The sequence below is a fragment of the Methylobacterium sp. Gmos1 genome (genome assembly GCF_053764715.1).
In genome coordinates this window covers 140,150-160,295 of record NZ_JBSNCC010000005.1, presented here as the reverse complement: position 1 = coordinate 160,295, position 20,146 = coordinate 140,150, and the positions used below count along the sequence as shown (strand labels likewise).

The following is a 20,146-nucleotide window of genomic DNA, read 5'->3' as shown; positions in this document are numbered from 1 at the left end:
CGCGGACCCAGGCGGGGGCCGTGAGCTCCCGGGACGACGACGAGGACCCCGCATGATCGAAGCCAGCGCGCCGGCCGCCGCGACCCCGATGGATGACGGCATCGTCGCCGCCGCGGAGGCCTGCCTCGCGGGTGTCGGGCGGGCCCGGGAGGCGATCCACGGGGTCATCTTCGGGCAGGAGACGGTGGTCGATCTCGCGCTGGTCACGGTGCTGGCGGGCGGGCACGGGCTGCTGGTCGGCCTGCCCGGGCTCGCCAAGACCAAGCTCGTCGAGACGCTCGGCACCGTGCTCGGGCTCGACGCGCGCCGGGTGCAGTTCACCCCCGACCTGATGCCCTCCGACATCCTCGGCACCGAGATCCTCGACGAGGACCAGGACCGGCACCGCTCGTTCCGCTTCGTGCGCGGGCCGATCTTCACCCAGCTGCTGATGGCCGACGAGATCAACCGGGCGAGCCCGCGCACCCAGTCGGCGCTGCTCCAGGCGATGCAGGAGCGCTTCGTCTCGGTCGCCGGCGAGCGCCACGACCTGCCGCGCCCGTTCCACGTGCTGGCGACCCAGAACCCGATCGAGCAGGAGGGCACCTACCCGCTGCCCGAGGCCCAGCTCGACCGCTTCCTGCTCGAGATCGACGTCGGCTATCCCGACCGCGCCGCCGAGCGGCGCATCCTGCTCGAGACCACCGGCGCCGAGGAGCACCGGCCGCAGGCCGTGATGGACACCGATGCCCTGCTCTCGGCCCAGCGCCTGGTGCGGCGCCTGCCCGTCGGCGAGGCGGTGGTCGAGGCGATCCTCGACCTCGTGCGCGCGGCGCGCCCCGTCGGGGGCGATGCGGCCATCGCCGACAAGCTGCTCTGGGGCCCGGGCCCCCGCGCCAGCCAGGCCTTGATGCTGGCGGTGCGCGCCCGCGCGCTGATCGAGGGAAGGGTCGCGCCCTCCGTCGACGACGTCGCGGCGCTGGCCGAGCCGGTGCTCAAGCACCGCATGGCGCTGACCTTCGCGGCGCGGGCCGACGGCGAGACCATCCCCGGCCTGATCGGCCGCCTCGTCGGGCGGCTCTGACCCGGTGGCCGCGACGCGCGTCCTCGACGCCTCCGCCCGCACCCCCGGCCGGCGCGAGACCGAGACCGCCCTCTCGCTCGCCGAGCGGATGCCGCGCCTGATCCTGGAGGCCCGCCGGGTCGCCGCGACCCTGGCGCATGGTCTGCACGGCCGCCGGCGCGCCGGCCCGGGCGAGAGCTTCTGGCAGTTCCGCCCCTTCGTCGCCGGCGAGGCGGCGAGCCGGATCGACTGGCGCCGCTCGGGGAGGGACGACCGGCTCTACGTCCGCGAGCGCGAGTGGGAGGCCGCCCACACGGTCTGGCTGTGGGTCGACCGCTCGGCCTCGATGGGCTTCGGCTCCGCCCTCGCCCAGGCGCCGAAGATCGAGCGCGCGCTCGTCCTCGCGCTCGCGCTCGGCGACACCTTCGTCGAGGCCGGCGAGCGGGTCGGGCTCCTCGGCCTGTCGCGGCCGCAGGCCGCCCGCACCATCGTCGAGCGGATGGCCGAGACGCTGTCGGCCGACACCTCTGGCCTCGACGAGGACCTGCCGCCGCGCGCGCCGGTCGGGCGCTTCGACGAGGCGGTGCTGATCGGCGACTTCCTCTCTCCGCCCGAACAGGTGCGGGCCTCGGTCGCGGCGATCGCCGCCGCCGGCAGCCGCGGGCACCTGGTGATGATCGTCGATCCGGTCGAGGAGACGTTTCCGTTCTCCGGCCAGGCCGAGCTGCACGACCTCGAAGCCGGGCTGTCGCTCCGGGTCGGCGATGCCGCGGCCTGGGGCGAGGCCTATCGCCGGCGGATCCGCGCCCACCGCGACGCGTTGGCCGAGATCGTCCGGGCGCAAGGCTGGACGCTGACGCTGCACCGCACCGACCGGCCGGCGAGCGAGGCGGCGCTCCGCCTCGTCACCCTGGTCGCCGCCGCCCGCGGCGCGGGCTGAGGACGCACCTGATGTTCGGATTGCCCCTCAGCTTCGCCGCCCCCGCCGCTCTCGCGGCGCTGGTCGCCCTGCCGGCGCTCTGGTACCTGCTGCGGGTGACGCCGCCGCGGCCGCGCCGGATCGACTTCCCACCGCTGCGCATCCTCGCCGACCTGCTGCCGGAGCGCGAGACCCCGGCCCGCACCCCGCCCTGGCTCTTGGCCTTGCGCCTCCTCGCCGCCGCCTGCCTGATCCTGGCGGTGTCGGGTCCGGTCTGGAACCCGGCGCAGCAGGGCGCCGGCGACGGGCGCACCCCCCTCGTCCTGATCCTCGACAACGGCTTCACCGCCGCGCAGGACTGGCGCGACCGGGTCCGCGTCGCCACCGCCGAGGTGGAGGCGGCGGCCCGCGCCGGTCGGCCCGTCGCGCTGCTTCCCACCGCCTCGGCGCCTGTGGCCCTCGAGGCCACCGGCCCCGGCCCGGCCTTGGAGCGCCTGCGCGCCATCGAACCGCTGCCGCACCTCGCCGACCGCTCGGCCCACCTCGCGACGCTCTCTGCCTTCCTCGAGAAGTCACCCGGCGCGGCCGTGGTCTGGGTCCATGACGGCGTCGCGGGGCCGGACGGCGACGGCTTCCCGGCGGCCCTCGCCCAGGCCGCCGCGCGCGGGCGCGCCGACGTGACCGTGCTCAAGGCCGAGCGCCCGCCGGCTCTCGCGCTCGCCGGTCCCGATTCCTCCGGCGGCCGGCTCGGCGTGAGCGTGGTCCGGGCCGCCGCCAACGGCCGCGATTCCGGCACCGTGCGCGCCCTCGACGCCAAGGGCCTGCCGCTCGCCGAGACGAATTTCGCGTTCCCGACCGACGCCACCGCCACGGAGGTCCGCTTCGACCTGCCGGTGGAGCTGCGCAACACCATCGCGCGGTTCGAGGTGGCGGGCGAGCACTCGGCCGGCGCGGTGGTCCTCGCCGACGAGCGCGGCCGGCGCCGCCGGGTCGGCCTCGTCTTCGGCGGCACCGCCGACCAGGCGCAGCCGCTGCTCTCGCCGACCTACTACCTGTCGCGGGCGCTGACCCCCTTTGCCGACGTGCAGGAGCCCCGGCCCGGGCGCGGCGTCGCCGAGTCGATCGGCCAGATGCTCGATTCGCAGGTGTCGGTGCTGGTGCTCGCCGATGTCGGCGCCCTCGATCCCGCCACCCTGGAGCGGGTCTCCGCCTTCGTCGACAAGGGCGGGCTGCTCCTGCGCTTCGCCGGTCCCCGGCTCGCTGCCGGCAGCGACGACCTCGTGCCGGTGCGCTTGCGCCGCGGCGGGCGGACGCTCGGCGGCACCCTGTCCTGGGACAGCCCGCGCACGCTGGCGCCCTTCGCGCCCGAGAGCCCGTTCGCGGGGCTGACCCCGCCGGCCGATATCGGCGTGCGGCGCCAGATCCTCGCCGAGCCGGACGGCGAGCTCGCCCGGCGCACCTGGGCCGCCCTTCAGGACGGCACCCCGATCGTCACCGCCGCCAAGCGGGGGGAGGGCATGGTGGTCCTGGTCCACGTCACCGCCGATACCACCTGGTCGAACCTGCCGCTGTCGGGACTGTTCGTCACCATGCTGCGTCGGGTCGTGGCGCTTGCCGGCACCACCCCGCCGACCACCGGCAGCGCTCCCGGCGCCCCGCCGCCGGTGCTCGCGCCGCGCCTGACCCTCGACGGGTTCGGTGCCCTGAAGGGACCGCCGGCCACCGCCCGCGCCGTGCCGGCGACCTGGACCGAGCGCGCGACGCCGGAGCACCCGCCGGGCTATTACGGCCCGGCCGATGGCGGGCTCGCCGTCAACGCGCTGACGGCGGAGGACCGGCTGAAACCCCTCGACCTTAAGGCGCTCGCCGGCGCCCGGTTCGGTGGCCTGGAAGAGGCGCGCACCCGCGACCTGCGCGGCCCGTTCTTCCTCGCCGCCCTGCTGCTGCTGGCCCTCGACACCCTGGCGAGCCTGTGGCTCGGCGGCTTCCTCGGGCTGATGGGCGCGCGCCTGCGCCGCCGACCGGCCGCGGCGGCGCTGATCCTGGGTCTTCTGGTGCTGGGGGCCGCGCCCGAGACGGCGCGGGCCGCCGAGCCCGTCGCCAACCGGCCGAACGGCATCGAATCGGCGCTCGTCACCCGTATCGCCTACGTCGTCACCGGTGACGCGACCGTCGACGAGACCAGCCGGGCGGGCCTTGCCGGCCTGACCCAGATGCTGGCGAGCCGCACGGCGCTCGAACCCGGCGAGCCCGCCGGCATCGATCCGGCCCGGGACGAGCTCGCCTTCTACCCGCTGATCTACTGGCCGATCGTGCCGAGCCGGCCGCGTCCGGGCGAGGCGGCGATCCGGCGAATCGACGCCTTCATGAAGAACGGCGGCACGGTGATCTTCGATACCCGTGACGCGATGACGGCCCGCCCCGGCGGCCCGCCGACCCCGGAAGCCCTCTACCTCCAGCGCATGCTGTCGACGCTCGAGGTGCCGGAGCTGGAGCCGGTGCCCCGCGACCACGTGCTGACCAAGGCGTTCTACCTCGTCGACAGCTTCCCCGGCCGCTACGCCACCGGCCAGACCTGGGTCGAGGCGCTTCCGCCCGCCGGCGAGGGCGGGGAGCGCCGCCCGGCCCGGGCCGGCGACGGCGTCTCGCCGATCGTCATCACGGGCAACGACCTGGCGTCGGCCTGGGCGATCGGCCGGCGCGGCGAGGCGCTCTATCCCCTGGTCGGCGGCGACCCGCGCCAGCGCGAGATGGCGTTCCGCGGTGGCGTCAACCTCGTGATGTACGCGCTCACCGGCAACTACAAGGCGGACCAGGTCCACGTGCCGGCTCTGCTGGAGAGATTGGGGCAGTGAAGCACAGCGTCACCGAACGGTACCCCACATGCTGAGCCTGAGCCTCGCCCCGCTCGTCCCCGTCCCCGTCCTCTGGGCCCTGGGCGCCCTCGCCGCGATCCTCGCGGTGGTCGCATTCCTCGCCCGCGGGCCGGTGGCGCTGTTGCGCGTCCTCGTCCTCGCCCTGGTGCTGGTCGCGCTCGCCAACCCCTCGCTGGTCCAGGAGGAGCGCGAGCCGGTCAAGGACGTGGTCGCCGTCGTCGTCGACCGCTCGGGTTCGCAGGGTCTCGGCGACCGGCCGGCGATGACCGACCGGGTGCGGGCCGAGCTGGAGCGGCGCCTCGGCAGTCTGAACCAGATCGAGCCGCGCTTCGTCGACGTGCCGGAATCCGGCGGCGACGAGGGTACGCGGCTCTTCACGGCGCTGTCGGGCGCGCTCGCCGACGTGCCGCCCGACCGGCTCGCCGGCGTGGTGATGCTGACCGACGGCGTCGTGCACGACATCCCGGCGAACCTCGCTTCCGCCAGCTTCAAGGCGCCGCTCCACGTGCTGGTCACCGGCCGGCCCGACGAGCGCGACCGGCAGATCCGCCTGATCGAGGCGCCGCGCTTCGGCATCGTCGGGCGCGACCAGACCATCCGTGCCGAGGTGATGGAGCGCGGCGGCACCGGCTCGGCCATCGTCACCGTGCGCCGCGACGGCGAGGAGGTGGTGCGCCAGTCGGTCCGCACCGGCCAGCCCTTCTCCCTGACCCTGCGGGTCGAGCATGGCGGCCCGAACGTCGTCGAGATCGAGGCCGAGGCCCTGCCGGGCGAGCTCACCGCCGCCAACAACCGCGCGGTACTGCCGATCGAGGGCATCCGCGAGAAACTGCGGGTGCTCCTCGTCTCCGGCGAGCCCCATGCCGGCGAGCGCACCTGGCGCAACCTGCTCAAGTCCGACGCCAACGTCGATCTCGTCCACTTCACCATCCTGCGCCCGCCGGAGAAGCAGGACGGTACCCCGATCTCCGAACTGTCGCTGATCGCCTTCCCGACCCGCGAGCTGTTCCAGCAGAAGATCAAGGATTTCGACCTCATCATCTTCGACCGCTACGCCAACCAGAGCGTGCTGCCGTCGAGCTACTTCGACAACATCGTGCGCTACGTGCGCGAGGGCGGGGCGCTGCTGATCGCGGCCGGTCCCGAATTTGCCTCGGCCGCCAGCCTCGCCCGCACGCGGCTGGCCGCGATCCTCCCGGGCGAGCCGAACGGCCGCGTGGTCGAGCGGCCCTACAAGGCCGCCCTGACGAACAGCGGCCAGCGCCATCCGGTCACCCGCGACCTGCCGGGCTCGGACGCTTCGCCCCCGGCCTGGGGCGACTGGCTGCGGCTGATCGGCGCCGAGGTCCGCCCCGGCATCACCCCGATCATGGCAGGCGCGGATTCGCTGCCGCTCCTCGCCCTGTCGCGCGAGGAGAAGGGCCGGGTCGCGCTCCTCCTCTCCGACCATGCCTGGCTGTGGGCCCGCGGCTACCAGGAGGGCGGGCCCCATCTCGACCTGCTGCGTCGCCTGGGCCACTGGCTGATGAAGGAGCCAGCCCTGGAGGAGGAGGCGCTGCGGGCCTCCACCACCGGCCACGGCCGCGAGGTCCGGGTCGAGCGACAGACCATGGGCGACACGGCCGAGCCGGTCACCGTGACGGCGCCGAGCGGCAAGGCCCGCACCCTGGCGCTCAACCCCGACAAGCCGGGCCTGTTCGCCGCCACCTTCGAGGCCGACGAGCTCGGGCTGCACACCCTGCGGGCCGGCAACCTCGTCGCCTTCGTCAGCGTCGGCCCGGCCAATCCGCGCGAACTGATCGACGTGTTCAGCGACACCGAGCGCCTGCGTCCGATCGCCGAGGCCACCGGCGGCTCGGTCCGCCGCCTCGCCGAGGCGGGCGGGGGGATCGCGATCCCGCGGCTCCAGATCGCCCGCTCGGGGCGGCTCGCCGGCTCCGACTGGATCGGCTTCCGCCCGAGCGACAGCGCGGTGGTGCGCGGCGTCTCGGTCTATCCGCTGGGCCTGGGGCTGGCGGCGCTGGCGGCACTGGCGGCGGCCGTGCTGGCGATGTGGCTGGTGGAGGGGCGGCGCGGGCGGGCGTGAGCATGGTTGGCCGCGTCGTGTCGCCGGCCTTCCTCGTAGTCCCGGATGCGCGCAGGTGCGAGGCTTCGCGACGAGGGGAGAAACACCAGATCGGGCGGCCCATTCGGAGCGTGGTCGACGCGCCCAACAGCCAGGAAATTCGCCTGGTCATTCCGGGATCCGCTGCACGGCCTTGAGCCGACCGGGATGAGACCGACCTTGCGGGAGGGGATCGAGCAGGCGACCGGCGGCGGATGAGGATACCGCCTCCCCGCGATCGCAGGCGCCGATCGCGGGATGCTGCGCCCGCCAGTCCGCCCGCTCGCCACGCGCTCAGCGCGGCCGCCCCGCCGGCCGCGCCCGCAGGGCGGGGAGGGCGTCGTGGTGCAGCAGCAGCACGTCGGTCGCCGCCGCGAGCTTGCGGGCCGCCGGCGTGAACCCGGCATTCGAGACCACGGCGGCGCAATCGGCGCTCCAGTAGCTGCGGGCCGCCACCACCTCCTGCACCGCGCCGTTGCCGACCGGCTTCGCGTAGCGCTTGCACTGCACCACCAGCCGTACCCCGTCGCGCTCCGCCACCACGTCGGCGCCCTGGTCGCCCGCGGCCTTCGTGGTGCGCGCCTCCCAGCCCGCCCGTTCGAGCAGGGCAGCGCAGTAGCGCTCGTAGGCGAGCCCGTCCTCCGGGAGCGCGTCGGCCTCATCCGGCACCGGGACGCTCAAGGACGCCGCCTCGACGATGTCCAGGATCTCGTCCCAGCGCGCCTCCATGAGGTCGCCGTAGCCCTCGGCCTCCAGCCGCGGCAGCACCGTGCGCTCGGCGAAGTAGCTGCGCTCCCGCAGCCAGCCGTCGAGGATCTCGTTGCCGTAGGGATCGACGTAGCTCTCCTGCCGGCGGCGCAGGGCCAGGGTCTCGCGGTGCCGGCGGGCGATCGCCCGGACCCGCCGGCGGAAGCGGCCGCCGCGCCCGAGCCGGTGCACGACGAGCACGAGCACCACCAGGCCGGCGACGGCCAGCGCCTTCGGGCCGAACCACAGGCTCGCCGCACCCCCGGCCACGAGGGGCCAGAACAGGCGATCGGCGAGGCTGGCGGTGGGGCGCATCGGGGAACCTCTCGCGCCGCGTCTCGAAGGCGGCCGGACGGTCCGGACTCTCGGCGCAACCGCTTGTCCCCAGCCTAAGACACCGCCTGTCCCGGGTGTCATCCACAGCAGAAGCACACCCGCGCACCGGGCCCCCCGGCCCTGCGCGGCTTCGCCTCACGGGAGCGTGTCGGGCCGTAACCGTCGCGGCGCTTGCATTCGGGCGGTCGGGCATCCGATCCTGGCATTTCGCCGAGGTCCCCGCACGGGCCGGCGCAGGGGAGTCCCCGGATGAGATCACGCGTCGTCGCGCTTCTCGCCTGCCTGCTCGTCGCGGCAACCGCCGGCCCCCCCGTCCGGGCGGGCGGCGACCCGGTCGAGGTCGACGTCGCCCTGGTGCTCGCGGTCGACGTCTCCCTGTCGATGACCGGCGACGAGCAGGCGGTGCAGCGGGAGGGCTACGTCGAGGCGTTCCGCAATCCGGCGGTGCACCAGGCGATCCGCCAGGGCATGGTCGGGCGCATCGCCGTCACCTACGTCGAGTGGGCGGGCGTCGGCAACCAGCGGATCGTGGTGCCCTGGACGCTGATCGCGGGGCCCGAGGACGCGACGGGCTTCGCCGACAAGCTGGGCCAGAGCCCGCCCCGGCGCTCGACCTGGACCTCGATCGCCAGCGCCATCGACTTCTCCGCCGGCCTGCTCGCCGGCAGCGGCTTCGAGGCGACGCGGCGGGTGATCGACGTCTCGGGCGACGGCCCGAACAACCAGGGCCGGTCGGTGACCAAGGCCCGCGACGACGCCGTCGGCCAGGGCATCGTCATCAACGGCCTGCCGCTGATGATCCGCGAGCCGAGCGGGCCGTGGGACATCAAGGATCTCGACGCCTACTACCGCGATTGCGTGATCGGCGGCAGCGGGAGCTTCATGGTGCCGGTGCGCGAGCGCGACCAGTTCGCGGCGGCGATCCGCACCAAGATCATCCGCGAGGTGGCGGGCCGTGAGAGCGAGCCGCTGCTGCGGCGGGCCCAGGGCGAGCCCCGCGCCAATTGCCTCATCGGCGAGCGCCCCAATCCCGACTGGGATTAGGGCACGTCCTTGAGACAACCGCTGGATGCGCCGCCGGCGGATTACTCCTCGCCGTCGTGGCCCTGCCCGTTGGCCGCCCCGTCACGCAGGAACTTGCGCCGCTGCTGCCCCAGGCCCATGGTCTTCGCCAGTTCCGAGCGGGCCGCCGCGTAGTTGGGCGCCACCATCGGATAGTCGGAAGGCAGGTTCCACCGCGCCCGGTAATCCTCCGGAGACAGGCCGTAGCGGGAGCGCAGGTGGCGCTTGAGCGACTTGAACTTCTTGCCGTCCTCGAGGCAGACGAGATAGTCCGGCATGATCGATTTCTTGATCGGTACCGCCGGGGTGAGGGGCTCGACCGGCTCAGTCCGACCGGCTCGGCCGAGTCCGTCCAGCGCGGTATGGACCGAGGTGATCAGGCCCGGCAGGTCGCCGACCGGAATCGAGTTGTTGCTCACGAACGCCGCCACGATGTCCGCGGCGAGCCCGATATGGTTTGTCGGCGCCTCACTCTCACTCATCACATGGCCCTCTTCAGAAGGTGACCCCCCGGTCGCCACGACATTCCCACCTCAGGACTCGGATGCCGCAGGGCCGGTCTGTCTTTGCTTGGGCTGCAACTATGATGTCGGGGCGGGAACCGCAAGGGAAAAAGAAGCAAGCTCGGCTTTCGGTCAATCGCCCGCCGAATTTCTTGCTGATGCCGGTTGCAGTGTGCGGTTGTGCTGAGCTCACCGTTGGCGGGAGGACCGTGCAACTCGACTGAGGACCGCGGCCCGGCGCTATCCTCTTTGGCTTATGCCTCCGGCGCCGAGACAGTACCTTTCGGACAAGGGCAAGAACACTTGTCGTTCATGCGCCATGCCGCACAGCACGATGCAGCTTGGCGGCAGCAACCGGGAGAGATTAAGCCGTGCGCCGATGGTCGCGGATGTATCAAATGTTTCGCAATTTCATCACGCGCGAACCGATCGACCGTGCGGCAAGGATCGGTTGCGGCCGCGTCCGCGATCGATGCAAGGAATAGATTCCCGTCCTGCGCACGCCGGAGTGGGGGCGGCGACGGCCGAGGCCGGCATGCATCGTCGAGCCTGACAGGCGCCGACGATGACCGTGCGACGCGGCCTTCGACCCGGCGCAGGCGTGGCGGTCTTGGTCGGGCGGAGATGCGAAGACGCTGTCCCGCCTCGGCGTCAGGCGGCGCTGCGGCCGGCGCGCGGAGCCTGTTCCAGGGCGGCGACCGCCAGGACCTGGTCGCGCCCGCGCACGGCGTGCTCGCCGAGCGGCCGGGCCCGCACGCCGTCGGGCAGGCGCGGCAGCTTCCCCAGGAGGTCGCCGGAGATCAGCACCGGCGCGTCGAGGGTGCGGCACAGGGCTTCCAGTCGGGCGGTGACGTTCACCGCGTCGCCGAAATACGCGATCTTGTGCCGGTCGACCCCGACCTCGGCGGTGACCACCGGGCCGCCGTGGAGCGCGGCGCGGATGCGCGGCACGGCGCCGAAGCGCTCCTCCCACGCCGCCGCGTCCCGGGTCAGGCTCTCCTGGATCGCCAGCACGCAGGCGACGCAGCGCGCCCCTTGCAGACCGCGCGCCATCGGCCAGGTAATCATCGCCATGTCGCCGATGAAGTCGTCGGTCGAGCCCTGGCAGCGCCGCACCGGCTCGGCGAGCGTCGCGAAGACCGCGCCGAGGAAGGCCTGGGTCTTCAGCGCCCCGTGGGTCTCGGCATAGGCCGTCGAGCCGACGACGTCGACGAACAGGAAGATGCGCTCCTCCTCCACCGGCCGGTGGTAGCGCCCGACAAGCAGGTTGACGAAGACCTCGGCGCCGATGAGATCGCGCATCCGCACCACGAAGACGAGGAGCGCCGAGACGGCCAGCGCGTAGACCAGCACCCGGAGCGAGGGCACCACCGCCACCGCGAACGGCTCCGGCGTCAGGCCCGTGGCCCAGACGATCACGCCGCCGGTGGCGTGGCCGAGCGTGATCATGCCCACATAGGCGAGCTCGGCGATCGGCACGTAGAGGAAGGTCGGAAGGCGGCGCAGGCGCGCCTGGAGCCGCGGCAGCAGGGTGCCGCGCTCCATCAGCAGCGCGCAGGCGCCGATGAAGACGCCGTGGATCGCCGCCACCAGCGGGATGCCGTTCTGGAACAGGGCGTCGTAGAGCAGGCCCGCCCCGGCGCTGAGCGCCAGGATGCCGATCCAAAACCAGGCGTGCTGCGGGATCGGCAGCCCGGCCGCGCGCCAGGCCTCGGTGAGACGCGCCGGGAAGCCGGCTCGCGCCGCCTCTCCCGATGCGCCGCGATCGACGGGGCCGGCTGCGGGCACGGTGGTGGTCTCCTGAGCGGATTCCGCGAAAGGGGTTGCCGGCGTCGCCACGGGACTTCGCGACGACACCGGAACCTCGGCGCGGCTCCGGCTCCGGCCCGCGGCGATGCGGCACTTCACCCGCCATTCGCGCCGTTTTGAGGGCATCGGCAAGGCCGAAACGCCCGAGGCCGCCGGAGCGGCCCGGATTGTTTCGAGACTTGGTGAACCGTGGGCGAAAACTACGGAACCGTCGGCTTGACCATGGCGTTCTGAGGACGATTCACCGCTCAAGCCTGGAGATCGGCATGTCCTTCCGCCTCGCCACCCTCGCGACCCTCGCCGCCCTCGTCACCGTTCCGGCGCTGGCCGAGGACGTGACGGTGATCCGTCGTGATTCCGCTCCGGTCGAGCGCAGCACCGTGATCGAGAAGCGCTCGGTCGAGTCGACCGGTTCGGTCGGCGGCTGCGAGACCAAGACCGTCAAGAAGACCAACGAGTACGGCGACAGCAAGACCGTCCACAGCGAGCGCTGCGACTGATCCAAGACGACTAGTCCAAGAAGGGGCGGCCCGAGACGGGCCGCCCCGATTCCGGATCTCGCTATCTAAAAAACTTACTTCAGCAGCCGCGCCAGGGCCTTGCCGGCCGGAGTCTTCATCTCCTTGGCGTCGAGGGTGCCGTCGTTGTCCGGATCGGCGAGCTTGAAGCGGGCCTCGACCAGGGCGAGGTACTCGTCCTTGGTGAGCGTGCCGTCGTTGTCCGGATCTGCCTGCTTCATGTCCTTGCGGCTGACGCGGCCCTGCAACTCCTTCGTGTCGAGGGTGTTGTCGGCGTCCTTCTCGAGCTTGTCGAATACCGCGCCGGCCGCCGCCTTGGCCTCGGCGAGGTCGATCGTGCCGTCCGCATCCGTATCGACCGCCGCGATGGTGCGGTCGGCCTTGGGCTTGGCTTGCGCCGAGACGGGCAGGGTGAGCGGTGCCGCCAGGAGGGCAGCGAGCAGCAGGGTCCGGTGGAGGGGCATGGGAAGGCTCCGTTCCTGAAGTCCGGGCACCCGATCCTGTCCCGCAGGCCGGACCCGGGATAATCTGGCAAGATACTCTGGCAAGCGGATAGGTATCCTCACGGCGAAGGTTTGCAAGCCGGTCGGATGTCGGGTCAGGCCACCAACTTCTCGGCCAGGACCTTGTCGACCCGGCGCCCGTCCATGTCGACGACCTCGAAGCGCCAGCCGCCGCGCTCGAACCCGTCGCCGGCGGTGGGAATGCGACCGAGCTGGAAGATCACGAAGCCGGCGAGCGTCGAGAAGTCGTCGGTGTCGGGTCGCTCGGTCAGGCCGAGGCGATCGAACGCCTCGACCGCCGGCATCATCCCGTCGATCAGCAGCGAGCCGTCCTGGCGCTCGACCACCATCGGCTCGTCGTCGTCGGTCTCCGGGATGTCGCCGGCGATCGCCTCGAGGAGGTCGGTCTGGGTGACGATGCCCTCAAGGTCGCCGTACTCGTCGACGACGATCGCCATCCGGACGGGCTTGGCCTTGAAAGTCTCCAGCACCCGCAGGATCGGCATGCCCTCGTGCACGACGATCGGCTCGCGGATGATCGCGTCGAGGGTGATCGGCGCCCCGTCGAGGAGCTGGTTGAGCACGTCCTGCTTGCGCAGCACGCCGACGATCTCGTGGATCTCGCCCCGGCTCGCCACCAGCTGCTCGTGCCGGCAGGCCCGGATCGTCTCCAGCACCGCCTCGCGCGGATCCTCGACATCGATCCAGTCGACCTCGTGGCGCGGGGTCATGATGTCCCGGACCCGCCGCTCGCCGATGCCGAAGATGCGCTGCACCGCGGCCTGCTGCGCCTCCTGGATCAGGCCGGCCTCCTGGCTCGCCGCGACGAGCAGCGAGAGTTCGGCGGTGGAGTGCAGCGAGCCCTCGCCGGAGCCCGGCTGCAACCCGCACAGGCGCAGGACGCCGTTGCCGAGGCCGTTGAGGAACGAGATCGCCGGGCGGAACACCAGCAGGAACAGCCGCAAGGGCCGCACGATGGCGAGCGCCGTGCGCTCGCTGCGCTGGAGCGCCAGGCTCTTCGGCGCCAGCTCGCCCAGCACGATGTGCAGCGAGGTGATGACCACGAAGGAGAACACCACCGCGATGGCGTGGGCGCCGGCCGTGCTCACGCCCTGCGGCAGGAAGGCGAGCAGAGGCTCGATCAGGTGGGCCAGGGCCGGCTCGCCGACCCAGCCGAGGGCGAGCGACGAGATGGTGATGCCGAGCTGCGTGGCCGCCAGATGCGAATCCAGGCTGTCGACCGCCCGTTGCAGGGCGCCCGCGTTGGTCCGCTTCTCGGCTACGAGCTCCTGGACCCGGCTGCGCCGGACCGCCACCAGGGCGAACTCGGCCGCGACGAAGAACCCGTTCGCGAAGACCAGGAACACGATGGCGAACAGGCCGAGGCCCGTCCCCCAGGGACTGTCGGAGAAAATCACCGCCTCCCGTGGCGCGACCGGCCGCTCCCGGGGTGGAGCGCGGCCGGCCCCCTCATAGCAAGTCTGTCCCCCGGAGCCTATCCGTCAGACGGCGTGGGAGCGCGCTCCTCCACGGCCGATGCCGCGGAGTAAGTCGCGCCAGCGTTCACATGGTTTCGCGCCGCAACATCTGGCCTCGACGGGCGGTTTCTGCTAGGCGCGCCCGAAATTCCTGCGCCGGCTCGGTGTCCGCCCCGTGCCCGCCCCCACGACCGAAAGACCTAGGTTCATCATGGCGAGCGACCTCTCCCGCATCTCCCGCGCGCTCCTCTCGGTCTCCGACAAGACCGGGCTGGTGGAGTTCGCGCGGGCGCTCGCCGCCCGCGGCGTCACCCTGGTCTCGACCGGCGGCACCCACCGGGCGCTGACCGAGGCGGGGCTCGCCGTCACCGAGGTCTCCGACCTCACCGGCTTCCCCGAGATGATGGACGGGCGGGTCAAGACCCTGCATCCGGGCGTGCATGGCGGACTGCTCGCCATCCGCGACAACCCGGAGCACCAGGCCGCCATGCTGGCCCACGGCATCGCGGCGATCGACCTCCTCGTCGTCAACCTCTACCCCTTCGAGGCGACGCTGGCGGCGGGCAAGCCGGCGGCCGAGTGCATCGAGAACATCGACATTGGCGGCCCGGCGATGATCCGCGCGGCGGCCAAGAACCACGAGGACGTCGCGGTGGTGGTCGACGTCGCCGATTACGGCGCGGTGCTCGCCGACCTCGACGCCCATGACGGCGCCGTCACCTCGGCCACCCGCCGGCGCCTGGCCCAGAAGGCCTACGCCCGGACCGCCTCCTACGACGCCGCCATCGCGACCTGGCTCGCCGGCGAGATCGAGGCGGCGCCCGAGGCGCAGACCTTCCGGGCGCTGGGCGGCACCCTGGCCCAGGGCCTGCGCTACGGCGAGAACCCGCACATGAAGGCCGCCTTCTACCGCACCGCCGGCGCTCCCCGCCCGGGCGTCGCGACGGCGCGCCAGCTCCAGGGCAAGGAGCTGTCCTACAACAACCTCAACGACACCGACGCCGCCTACGAGGCGGTGAGCGAGTTCGATCCCGCCCGAACCGCCGCGGTGGTCATCGTCAAGCACGCCAACCCCTGCGGGGTTGCGGAAGGAGCGAGCCTTCTGGAGGCCTACGAGCGGGCGTTGCGCTGCGATCCGGTCTCGGCCTTCGGCGGCATCGTCGCGCTCAACCGCACGCTCGACGCGCAAGCCGCGAGGAAGATCGTCGAGATCTTCACCGAGGTCATCATCGCGCCGGACGCCACCGAGGAGGCGGCCGCGATCGTGGCGGGCAAGAAGAACCTGCGGCTCCTCACCGCCGGCGGCATCGCCGACCCGCGCGCGCCCGGCCAGGCCTGGCGCACGGTCGCCGGCGGCTTCCTGGTCCAGGACCGCGACAACGCCGTGGTCGACGACATGCCGCTCAAGGTGGTGACGAAGCGCGCGCCGACCGAGGCCGAGTTGTCGGACCTGCGCTTCGCCTTCCGGGTCGCCAAGCACGTGAAGTCGAACGCCATCGTCTATGCCAAGGACGGCGCCACGGTCGGCATCGGCGCCGGGCAGATGTCGCGGGTCGATTCCTCGCGCATCGCCGCCTGGAAGGCGGCGGAGGCCGCCAAGGCCGCGGGCCTGCCTGAGAGCCTCGCCCGCGGCGCGGTGGTGGCCTCCGACGCGTTCTTCCCCTTCGCCGACGGCCTGCTCGCCGCGGCCGAGGCCGGCGCCACGGCGGTGATCCAGCCCGGCGGCTCGATGCGCGACGACGAGGTGATCCGCGCCGCCGACGAGGCCGGCCTCGCCATGGTGCTCACCGGCCACCGCCACTTCCGGCACTGACGCGCGCTGCCCGGCCCGTTGACCGACGGGCCGGCCTCGGCCAAGCCTCGGTGGAGCGTAGCGAGAGGCGGGGTTTCGACGAGGATGCGGCTGGATGAACACCCCCTGCGGGCCCGGGTGCTGGCGGAGGTCCACGCCCGGCCGTTCACCCCGGTCAAGACGCCGCGCCGCTTCCTGCACTACGCCTTCCTGACCGACGGCGAGGCCGCCTCGGCCGACCGCGACGCGCTGGAGGCCTACTGCACGGGCTTGGGCCATCCGGGCCCGGCGCCGGGGGCCAAGCAGCACCGGGTGGTGTTTTCCGGCGCGATCCTGCGCTGGGAGAGCCACAGCGAGTTCACCACCTATACCTGGGAATACGGCGACGCGCTGGGCCACGCCTTCCAGCCACAGCCCGATGCGCTGGAGGGCGCGATGGGGGAGGTGGTCCAGCCCGGCCCGCTTCTCGTCGCGGTCGACCTGCACCTCCTGCCGGCCGTCGACGGCGGCCTGCCGTCCGAGATCGTCTCGACCTTCAACGCCGCCTCGCTCGCCATGGCCGAGGCCGAGGGCGGGGCGGCGGTGATCGTCACCGATTTCCAGCCCGATCCACACGGCTACGTCCGCATCGTCGTCGCCGACCGGCGCCTCAGCCGGCTCGGCGCCGGCGCCCTGGTGCAGCGTCTCCTGGAAATCGAGACCTACCGCACGCTCGCGCTCCTCGGCCTGCCGGAGGCGCAGAGCCTGGGGCCGACGATCCGGCGGATCGAGACCGAGCTGCCGGCCCTGATGGAGGCGATGCGTACCAGCGAGGGGTTTACCGAGAACCACGCCCTCCTCGACCGGCTGATCGCGCTTGCCGCCGAGCTCGAGGCCGGGTCGTCGCGCACGATGTTCCGCTTCGGCGCGACCCGGGCCTACGACGAGCTGGTGCGCTTGCGCCTGGCTGCCGCGGGCGAGCACGCGCTGCCCGGGCAGACGAGCTGGTCGATGTTCCTCGGCCGGCGCTACAACCCGGCGATCCGCACCTGCCTGGCGATCGCCGAGCGCCAGGACCTGCTCTCGCGCCGCCTCGCCCGCGCCGCGCAGATGCTGCGCACCCGGGTCGACATCGAGCTGGAGCGCCAGAACCAGGCCCAGCTCCAGGCGATGAACGACCGGGTGCGGCTGCAACTGCGTTTGCAGCAGACCGTCGAGGGCCTGTCGGTCGCGGCGATCACCTACTACGTCGCGAGCCTCGTCCACCACGTGCTGGAGGGCGTCCACCATGCCGGCGTGCCGGTGGACGCGACGGTCGGGACGGCGCTCGCGGTGCCGCTGGTGCTGGTGGGGGTGTGGTGGACGGTCAGGCGGATCCGGCGGATGCATGCGGAGCCAGGACATTAAGGAGGGTATTTGCTTTTGATGTATTTTCAAATCACATTATATAGACAATTAAACTCTGTCTAAATTTGAATCTCAATAAAATTGGGTGAATGATACTTGTATTATAAATACCAACACACCTGATAGCATGATTCAGAGAACTGTTGTATTTTTATAATTTCACGCCTAAACTGCCGATATGCCTTTTTCCGAAAATTGGGTGGTTGTGATGCCCGACAAAAATGTGGGTCCAGTCATTGCAGAGTTAGTAAATTTGAAGCATAACATCGATAAAATGAGAGATGAATCGATCAGAAGGGTAATTTACGATATTTATAGAAAATCATATCAAGAATTATTGGCCGTGGGGAAAGAGAAGGGTATAGACATTGAAGAGATATACCGGACAGAACTAGAGCGTGTTGAGAGAATCAGATCTCAAGAGTCTGATCTTGCTCGTTTTTATTCGATTGTAATTCTTAATGAAACAGTAGATAGAAATATATATTGTTACTCATTTCCTAAGAATGGCTTAAAAGGAAATATAAATATTTCGCAAATAATTAGTTTATGCGAAATTTCTGGCACAATTGATGTCGGAGCAGCTTATTTACCACATGCGATAACCGCGGTGCTTGACTTCGAGGACAATCTCGCGAGCGCCATTCCGCTCGGTGATGACGCAAAATCAATCCTCAGCGCTTCATATCGCACTGCTGGGAAGTCAAAGTCCTTTGAGTTTGCCACCAGAATAGTGAATCAACCCCTGATACCGACGGAAAGATCTCCGCTGACAGCTGACTCTCTTGTTTCGCTCTTGATCGAGGGCGGTTCGGCATCGGCCTACGGCGCTAAGCTTGGAATGGCGGCGACAGGCGTTGTAAGCGGCCCTGCTTTGCTCTTGGTTGTGCCAGCAGGAATATTTGTCGTGGTTTTGACAGAAGAAATAGCCAAAGCTCTGGCAGCCAAGATAAAAAATGTCATGAATAGTAAAAATTGAAATCTATATCGGATAAATTTATTGCAAAATGATCAAGGGCAGCAACCCGTAAAGATCGCTGCCCTCGACCAAGTCTTTTCAATGCGCGTGCGCGCCCGCCGCCCCGATGCCGGTCTCGGAGCGCACGTACTGCGCCTCGAAGGCCGCCCGCTCGCGTCGCGCCCGGGCGCTGTTGTCGATCTTCGACACGATCCAGATCCCGAGGAACGCGATTGGCATCGAGAACAGGGCCGGGTTGTCGTAGGGGAAGAGCGCCGCAGGGTGGCCGAAGGTGGTGACCCACACCGCCTTCGACAGCACCACCATCACCACCGCGACGACGAGGCCGACGAGGCCGCCGACGAGGGCGCCGAGCGTGGTGGTGCCCTTCCACAGGATCGACATCGCGAGCACCGGGAAGTTGCAGCTCGCCGCGACCGAGAAGGCGAGGCCGACCATGAAGGCGACGTTCTGGTTCTCGAACACGTAGCCGAGATAGATTGCCACGAGGCCGATCACCACCGCCGCGCCCTTGGACAGGTTGACCTCGGTCCGCTCGGTGGTGCGGCCGCGGGCGAAGACCTGGGCGTAGAGGTCGTGGCTGACCGCCGAGGCGCCGGCGAGCGTCAGACCGGCCACCACCGCCAGGATGGTCGCGAAGGCCACCGCCGAGATGAAGCCGAGGAAGTACGGGCCGGCCACCGCGTTGGCGAGGTTCACCGCCACCATGTTGGTCGAGCCGTTCATGCCGGCGATCTTGTCGTAGGTGCCGTCGGCGGCGAGCTTGAAGTAGGACGGGTCCGACATCAGCAGGGCGATGCCGCCGAAGCCGATGATGAAGGTGAGGATGTAGAAGTAGCCGATCAGGCCGGTGGCGTAGAACACCGACTTGCGGGCGGCCTGCGCGTCCGAGACGGTGAAGAAGCGCATCAGGATGTGCGGCAGGCCGGCGGTGCCGAACATCAGGCCGATGCCGAGGGAGATGGTGTCGATCGGGTTCGCCACCGGGCTCTTCGGATTGCCGCTCGGTCCCATGATCGCGTCGCCGTTGGGGTGGACGCTGGTGGCGGCGGCAAACAGCTTCTCGGGGCTGAAGCCGTACTTGTAGAGCACGGCGCCGGCCATGAAGGTCGCGCCGAAGAGCAGCAGGCAGGCCTTGATCACCTGCACCCAGGTCGTCGCCTTCATGCCGCCGAAGGCGACGTAGACGATCATCAAGAGGCCGACGATGATGACGGCGTAGAGGTAGGGCAGGCCGAACAGGAGCTGGATCAGCTTGCCGGCGCCGACCATCTGGGCGATCAGGTAGAACGCCACCACCACGAGCGTCCCGGTCGCCGACAGGATGCGGATCCGGGTCTGGTCGAGGCGGAAGCTCGCCACGTCGGCGAAGGTGAACTTGCCGAGGTTGCGCAGGCGCTCGGCGATCAGGAACAGCACGATCGGCCAGCCGACCAGGAACCCGGTCGAGTAGATCAGCCCGTCGAAGCCGAAGCTGTAGACCATGCCGGAGATGCCGAGGAACGAGGCCGCCGACATGTAGTCGCCGGCGATCGCCAGCGCGTTGGTGCCGGCCGAGATGCCGCCGCCGGCGGCGTAGAAGTCGGCGGCCGACTTCGAGCCCTTGGCCGCCTTGTAGGTGATGCCGAGGGTGAACAGCACGAAGAACAGGAACATGCCGATCGCCGGCCAGTTCGTCGCCTGCTGCTGCACGGCGCCGAGGTCGGGACCGGCCGCCAGGACCGCCGTGGGGGCGAGGAGCGCGAGGGCGCTGAAGACGAGGCGGTTCATCGGGCGAGGTCCCGGTTGAGGTCGCGGGTGAGGTCGTCGAAGCGGCCGTTGGCGCGCACGACGTAGATCCCGGTGAGCAGGAAGGCGGCGAGGATCACCCCGACGCCGAGCACGAGGCCGAGCGAGATCGTGCCGATGACCTTCGTCGCCATCAGACCATGCGCGAAGGCGATGAGCAGGATGAAGACGAGGTAGATCGCCAGCATCGCCCCGGACAGGATCCAGGCGAAGCGGGTGCGCTCCTGCACCAGTTCACGGAAACGCGGGCTCGCCAGAACCCGTGCGGTGTCTGCCTCTGCCATCGGCGGGCCTCCCCCTATGT

At 70.5% G+C, this 20,146-nt stretch carries 16 protein-coding genes; 9 read left to right on the top strand and 7 right to left on the bottom strand.

What is annotated here, in order from left to right; genetic code table 11:
- Positions 1-52 precede the first annotated feature (52 nt).
- From ACS5PV_RS12630 to ACS5PV_RS12615, 4 genes are read left to right on the top strand one after another with little or no spacing between them, the layout of a single operon-like run.
- Positions 53-1,063 (top strand): AAA family ATPase, encoded by a 1,011-nt coding sequence (locus ACS5PV_RS12630; RefSeq protein ID WP_455395672.1) that lies wholly within the window; start codon positions 53-55, stop codon positions 1,061-1,063.
- A gap of 4 nt (positions 1,064-1,067) precedes the next feature.
- Positions 1,068-1,982, top strand: coding sequence for a DUF58 domain-containing protein (locus ACS5PV_RS12625; protein WP_455395671.1), 915 nt, complete (start codon positions 1,068-1,070; stop codon positions 1,980-1,982).
- Between the two features lie 11 nt (positions 1,983-1,993).
- Positions 1,994-4,816: a DUF4159 domain-containing protein gene (locus ACS5PV_RS12620; protein WP_455395670.1), complete on the top strand. Its 2,823-nt coding sequence runs from the start codon at positions 1,994-1,996 to the stop codon at positions 4,814-4,816.
- 28 nt (positions 4,817-4,844) lie between these two features.
- Positions 4,845-6,923 (top strand): hypothetical protein, encoded by a 2,079-nt coding sequence (locus ACS5PV_RS12615; RefSeq protein WP_455395669.1) that lies wholly within the window; start codon positions 4,845-4,847, stop codon positions 6,921-6,923.
- Between the two features lie 312 nt (positions 6,924-7,235).
- On the opposite strand, the gene ACS5PV_RS12610 is transcribed toward ACS5PV_RS12615, so the two are convergent.
- Positions 7,236-8,003, bottom strand: coding sequence for a restriction endonuclease (locus ACS5PV_RS12610; RefSeq protein WP_455395668.1), 768 nt, complete (start codon positions 8,001-8,003; stop codon positions 7,236-7,238).
- Between the two features lie 270 nt (positions 8,004-8,273).
- On the opposite strand from ACS5PV_RS12610, the gene ACS5PV_RS12605 reads away from it, so the two are divergent.
- The gene (locus ACS5PV_RS12605) at positions 8,274-9,068 is read left to right on the top strand and encodes a DUF1194 domain-containing protein (protein WP_455395667.1); all 795 of its coding nucleotides are present in this window, start codon (positions 8,274-8,276) and stop codon (positions 9,066-9,068) included.
- A gap of 41 nt (positions 9,069-9,109) precedes the next feature.
- Here ACS5PV_RS12605 and ACS5PV_RS12600 read toward each other — a convergent pair whose 3' ends face one another.
- Both ACS5PV_RS12600 and ACS5PV_RS12595 read right to left on the bottom strand, forming a co-directional pair.
- Positions 9,110-9,568 carry a MucR family transcriptional regulator gene (locus ACS5PV_RS12600; protein ID WP_455395666.1) on the bottom strand — a complete coding sequence of 153 codons (459 nt, stop codon included), beginning with the start codon at positions 9,566-9,568 and terminating at the stop codon, positions 9,110-9,112.
- Positions 9,569-10,240: 672 nt separating this feature from the next.
- Complete coding sequence (locus tag ACS5PV_RS12595; RefSeq protein WP_455395886.1) at positions 10,241-11,275, bottom strand: adenylate/guanylate cyclase domain-containing protein; 1,035 nt, start codon at positions 11,273-11,275, stop codon at positions 10,241-10,243.
- 389 nt (positions 11,276-11,664) lie between these two features.
- On the opposite strand from ACS5PV_RS12595, the gene ACS5PV_RS12590 reads away from it, so the two are divergent.
- Positions 11,665-11,898 (top strand): hypothetical protein, encoded by a 234-nt coding sequence (locus ACS5PV_RS12590; protein ID WP_048434223.1) that lies wholly within the window; start codon positions 11,665-11,667, stop codon positions 11,896-11,898.
- A gap of 74 nt (positions 11,899-11,972) precedes the next feature.
- On the opposite strand, the gene ACS5PV_RS12585 is transcribed toward ACS5PV_RS12590, so the two are convergent.
- Positions 11,973-12,380, bottom strand: coding sequence for an EF-hand domain-containing protein (locus tag ACS5PV_RS12585; protein WP_455395665.1), 408 nt, complete (start codon positions 12,378-12,380; stop codon positions 11,973-11,975).
- A gap of 134 nt (positions 12,381-12,514) precedes the next feature.
- Positions 12,515-13,837, bottom strand: coding sequence for a hemolysin family protein (locus ACS5PV_RS12580; protein ID WP_455395664.1), 1,323 nt, complete (start codon positions 13,835-13,837; stop codon positions 12,515-12,517).
- A 271-nt stretch (positions 13,838-14,108) separates the two neighbouring features.
- Here ACS5PV_RS12580 and purH point away from each other — a divergent pair, with 271 nt between their 5' ends.
- From purH to ACS5PV_RS12565, 3 genes are all read left to right on the top strand, one after another.
- Positions 14,109-15,710 (top strand): bifunctional phosphoribosylaminoimidazolecarboxamide formyltransferase/IMP cyclohydrolase, encoded by a 1,602-nt coding sequence (gene purH, locus ACS5PV_RS12575; RefSeq protein WP_455395663.1) that lies wholly within the window; start codon positions 14,109-14,111, stop codon positions 15,708-15,710.
- An 84-nt stretch (positions 15,711-15,794) separates the two neighbouring features.
- Complete coding sequence (locus ACS5PV_RS12570) at positions 15,795-17,075, top strand: DUF3422 family protein (RefSeq protein ID WP_455395662.1); 1,281 nt, start codon at positions 15,795-15,797, stop codon at positions 17,073-17,075.
- Positions 17,076-17,283: 208 nt separating this feature from the next.
- Positions 17,284-18,054: a hypothetical protein gene (locus ACS5PV_RS12565; RefSeq protein WP_455395661.1), complete on the top strand. Its 771-nt coding sequence runs from the start codon at positions 17,284-17,286 to the stop codon at positions 18,052-18,054.
- Between the two features lie 78 nt (positions 18,055-18,132).
- Here the strand turns inward: ACS5PV_RS12565 and ACS5PV_RS12560 are convergent, their stop codons facing one another.
- On the bottom strand, positions 18,133-19,824 hold the full coding sequence (locus tag ACS5PV_RS12560) for a cation acetate symporter (protein WP_455395660.1): 1,692 nt from the start codon (positions 19,822-19,824) through the stop codon (positions 18,133-18,135).
- Positions 19,821-20,126, bottom strand: a complete 306-nt coding sequence (locus tag ACS5PV_RS12555) for a DUF485 domain-containing protein (protein ID WP_455395659.1) — start codon at positions 20,124-20,126, stop codon at positions 19,821-19,823. Before ACS5PV_RS12555 ends, ACS5PV_RS12560 begins: the two co-directional genes overlap by 4 nt.
- Positions 20,127-20,146 lie beyond the last annotated feature (20 nt).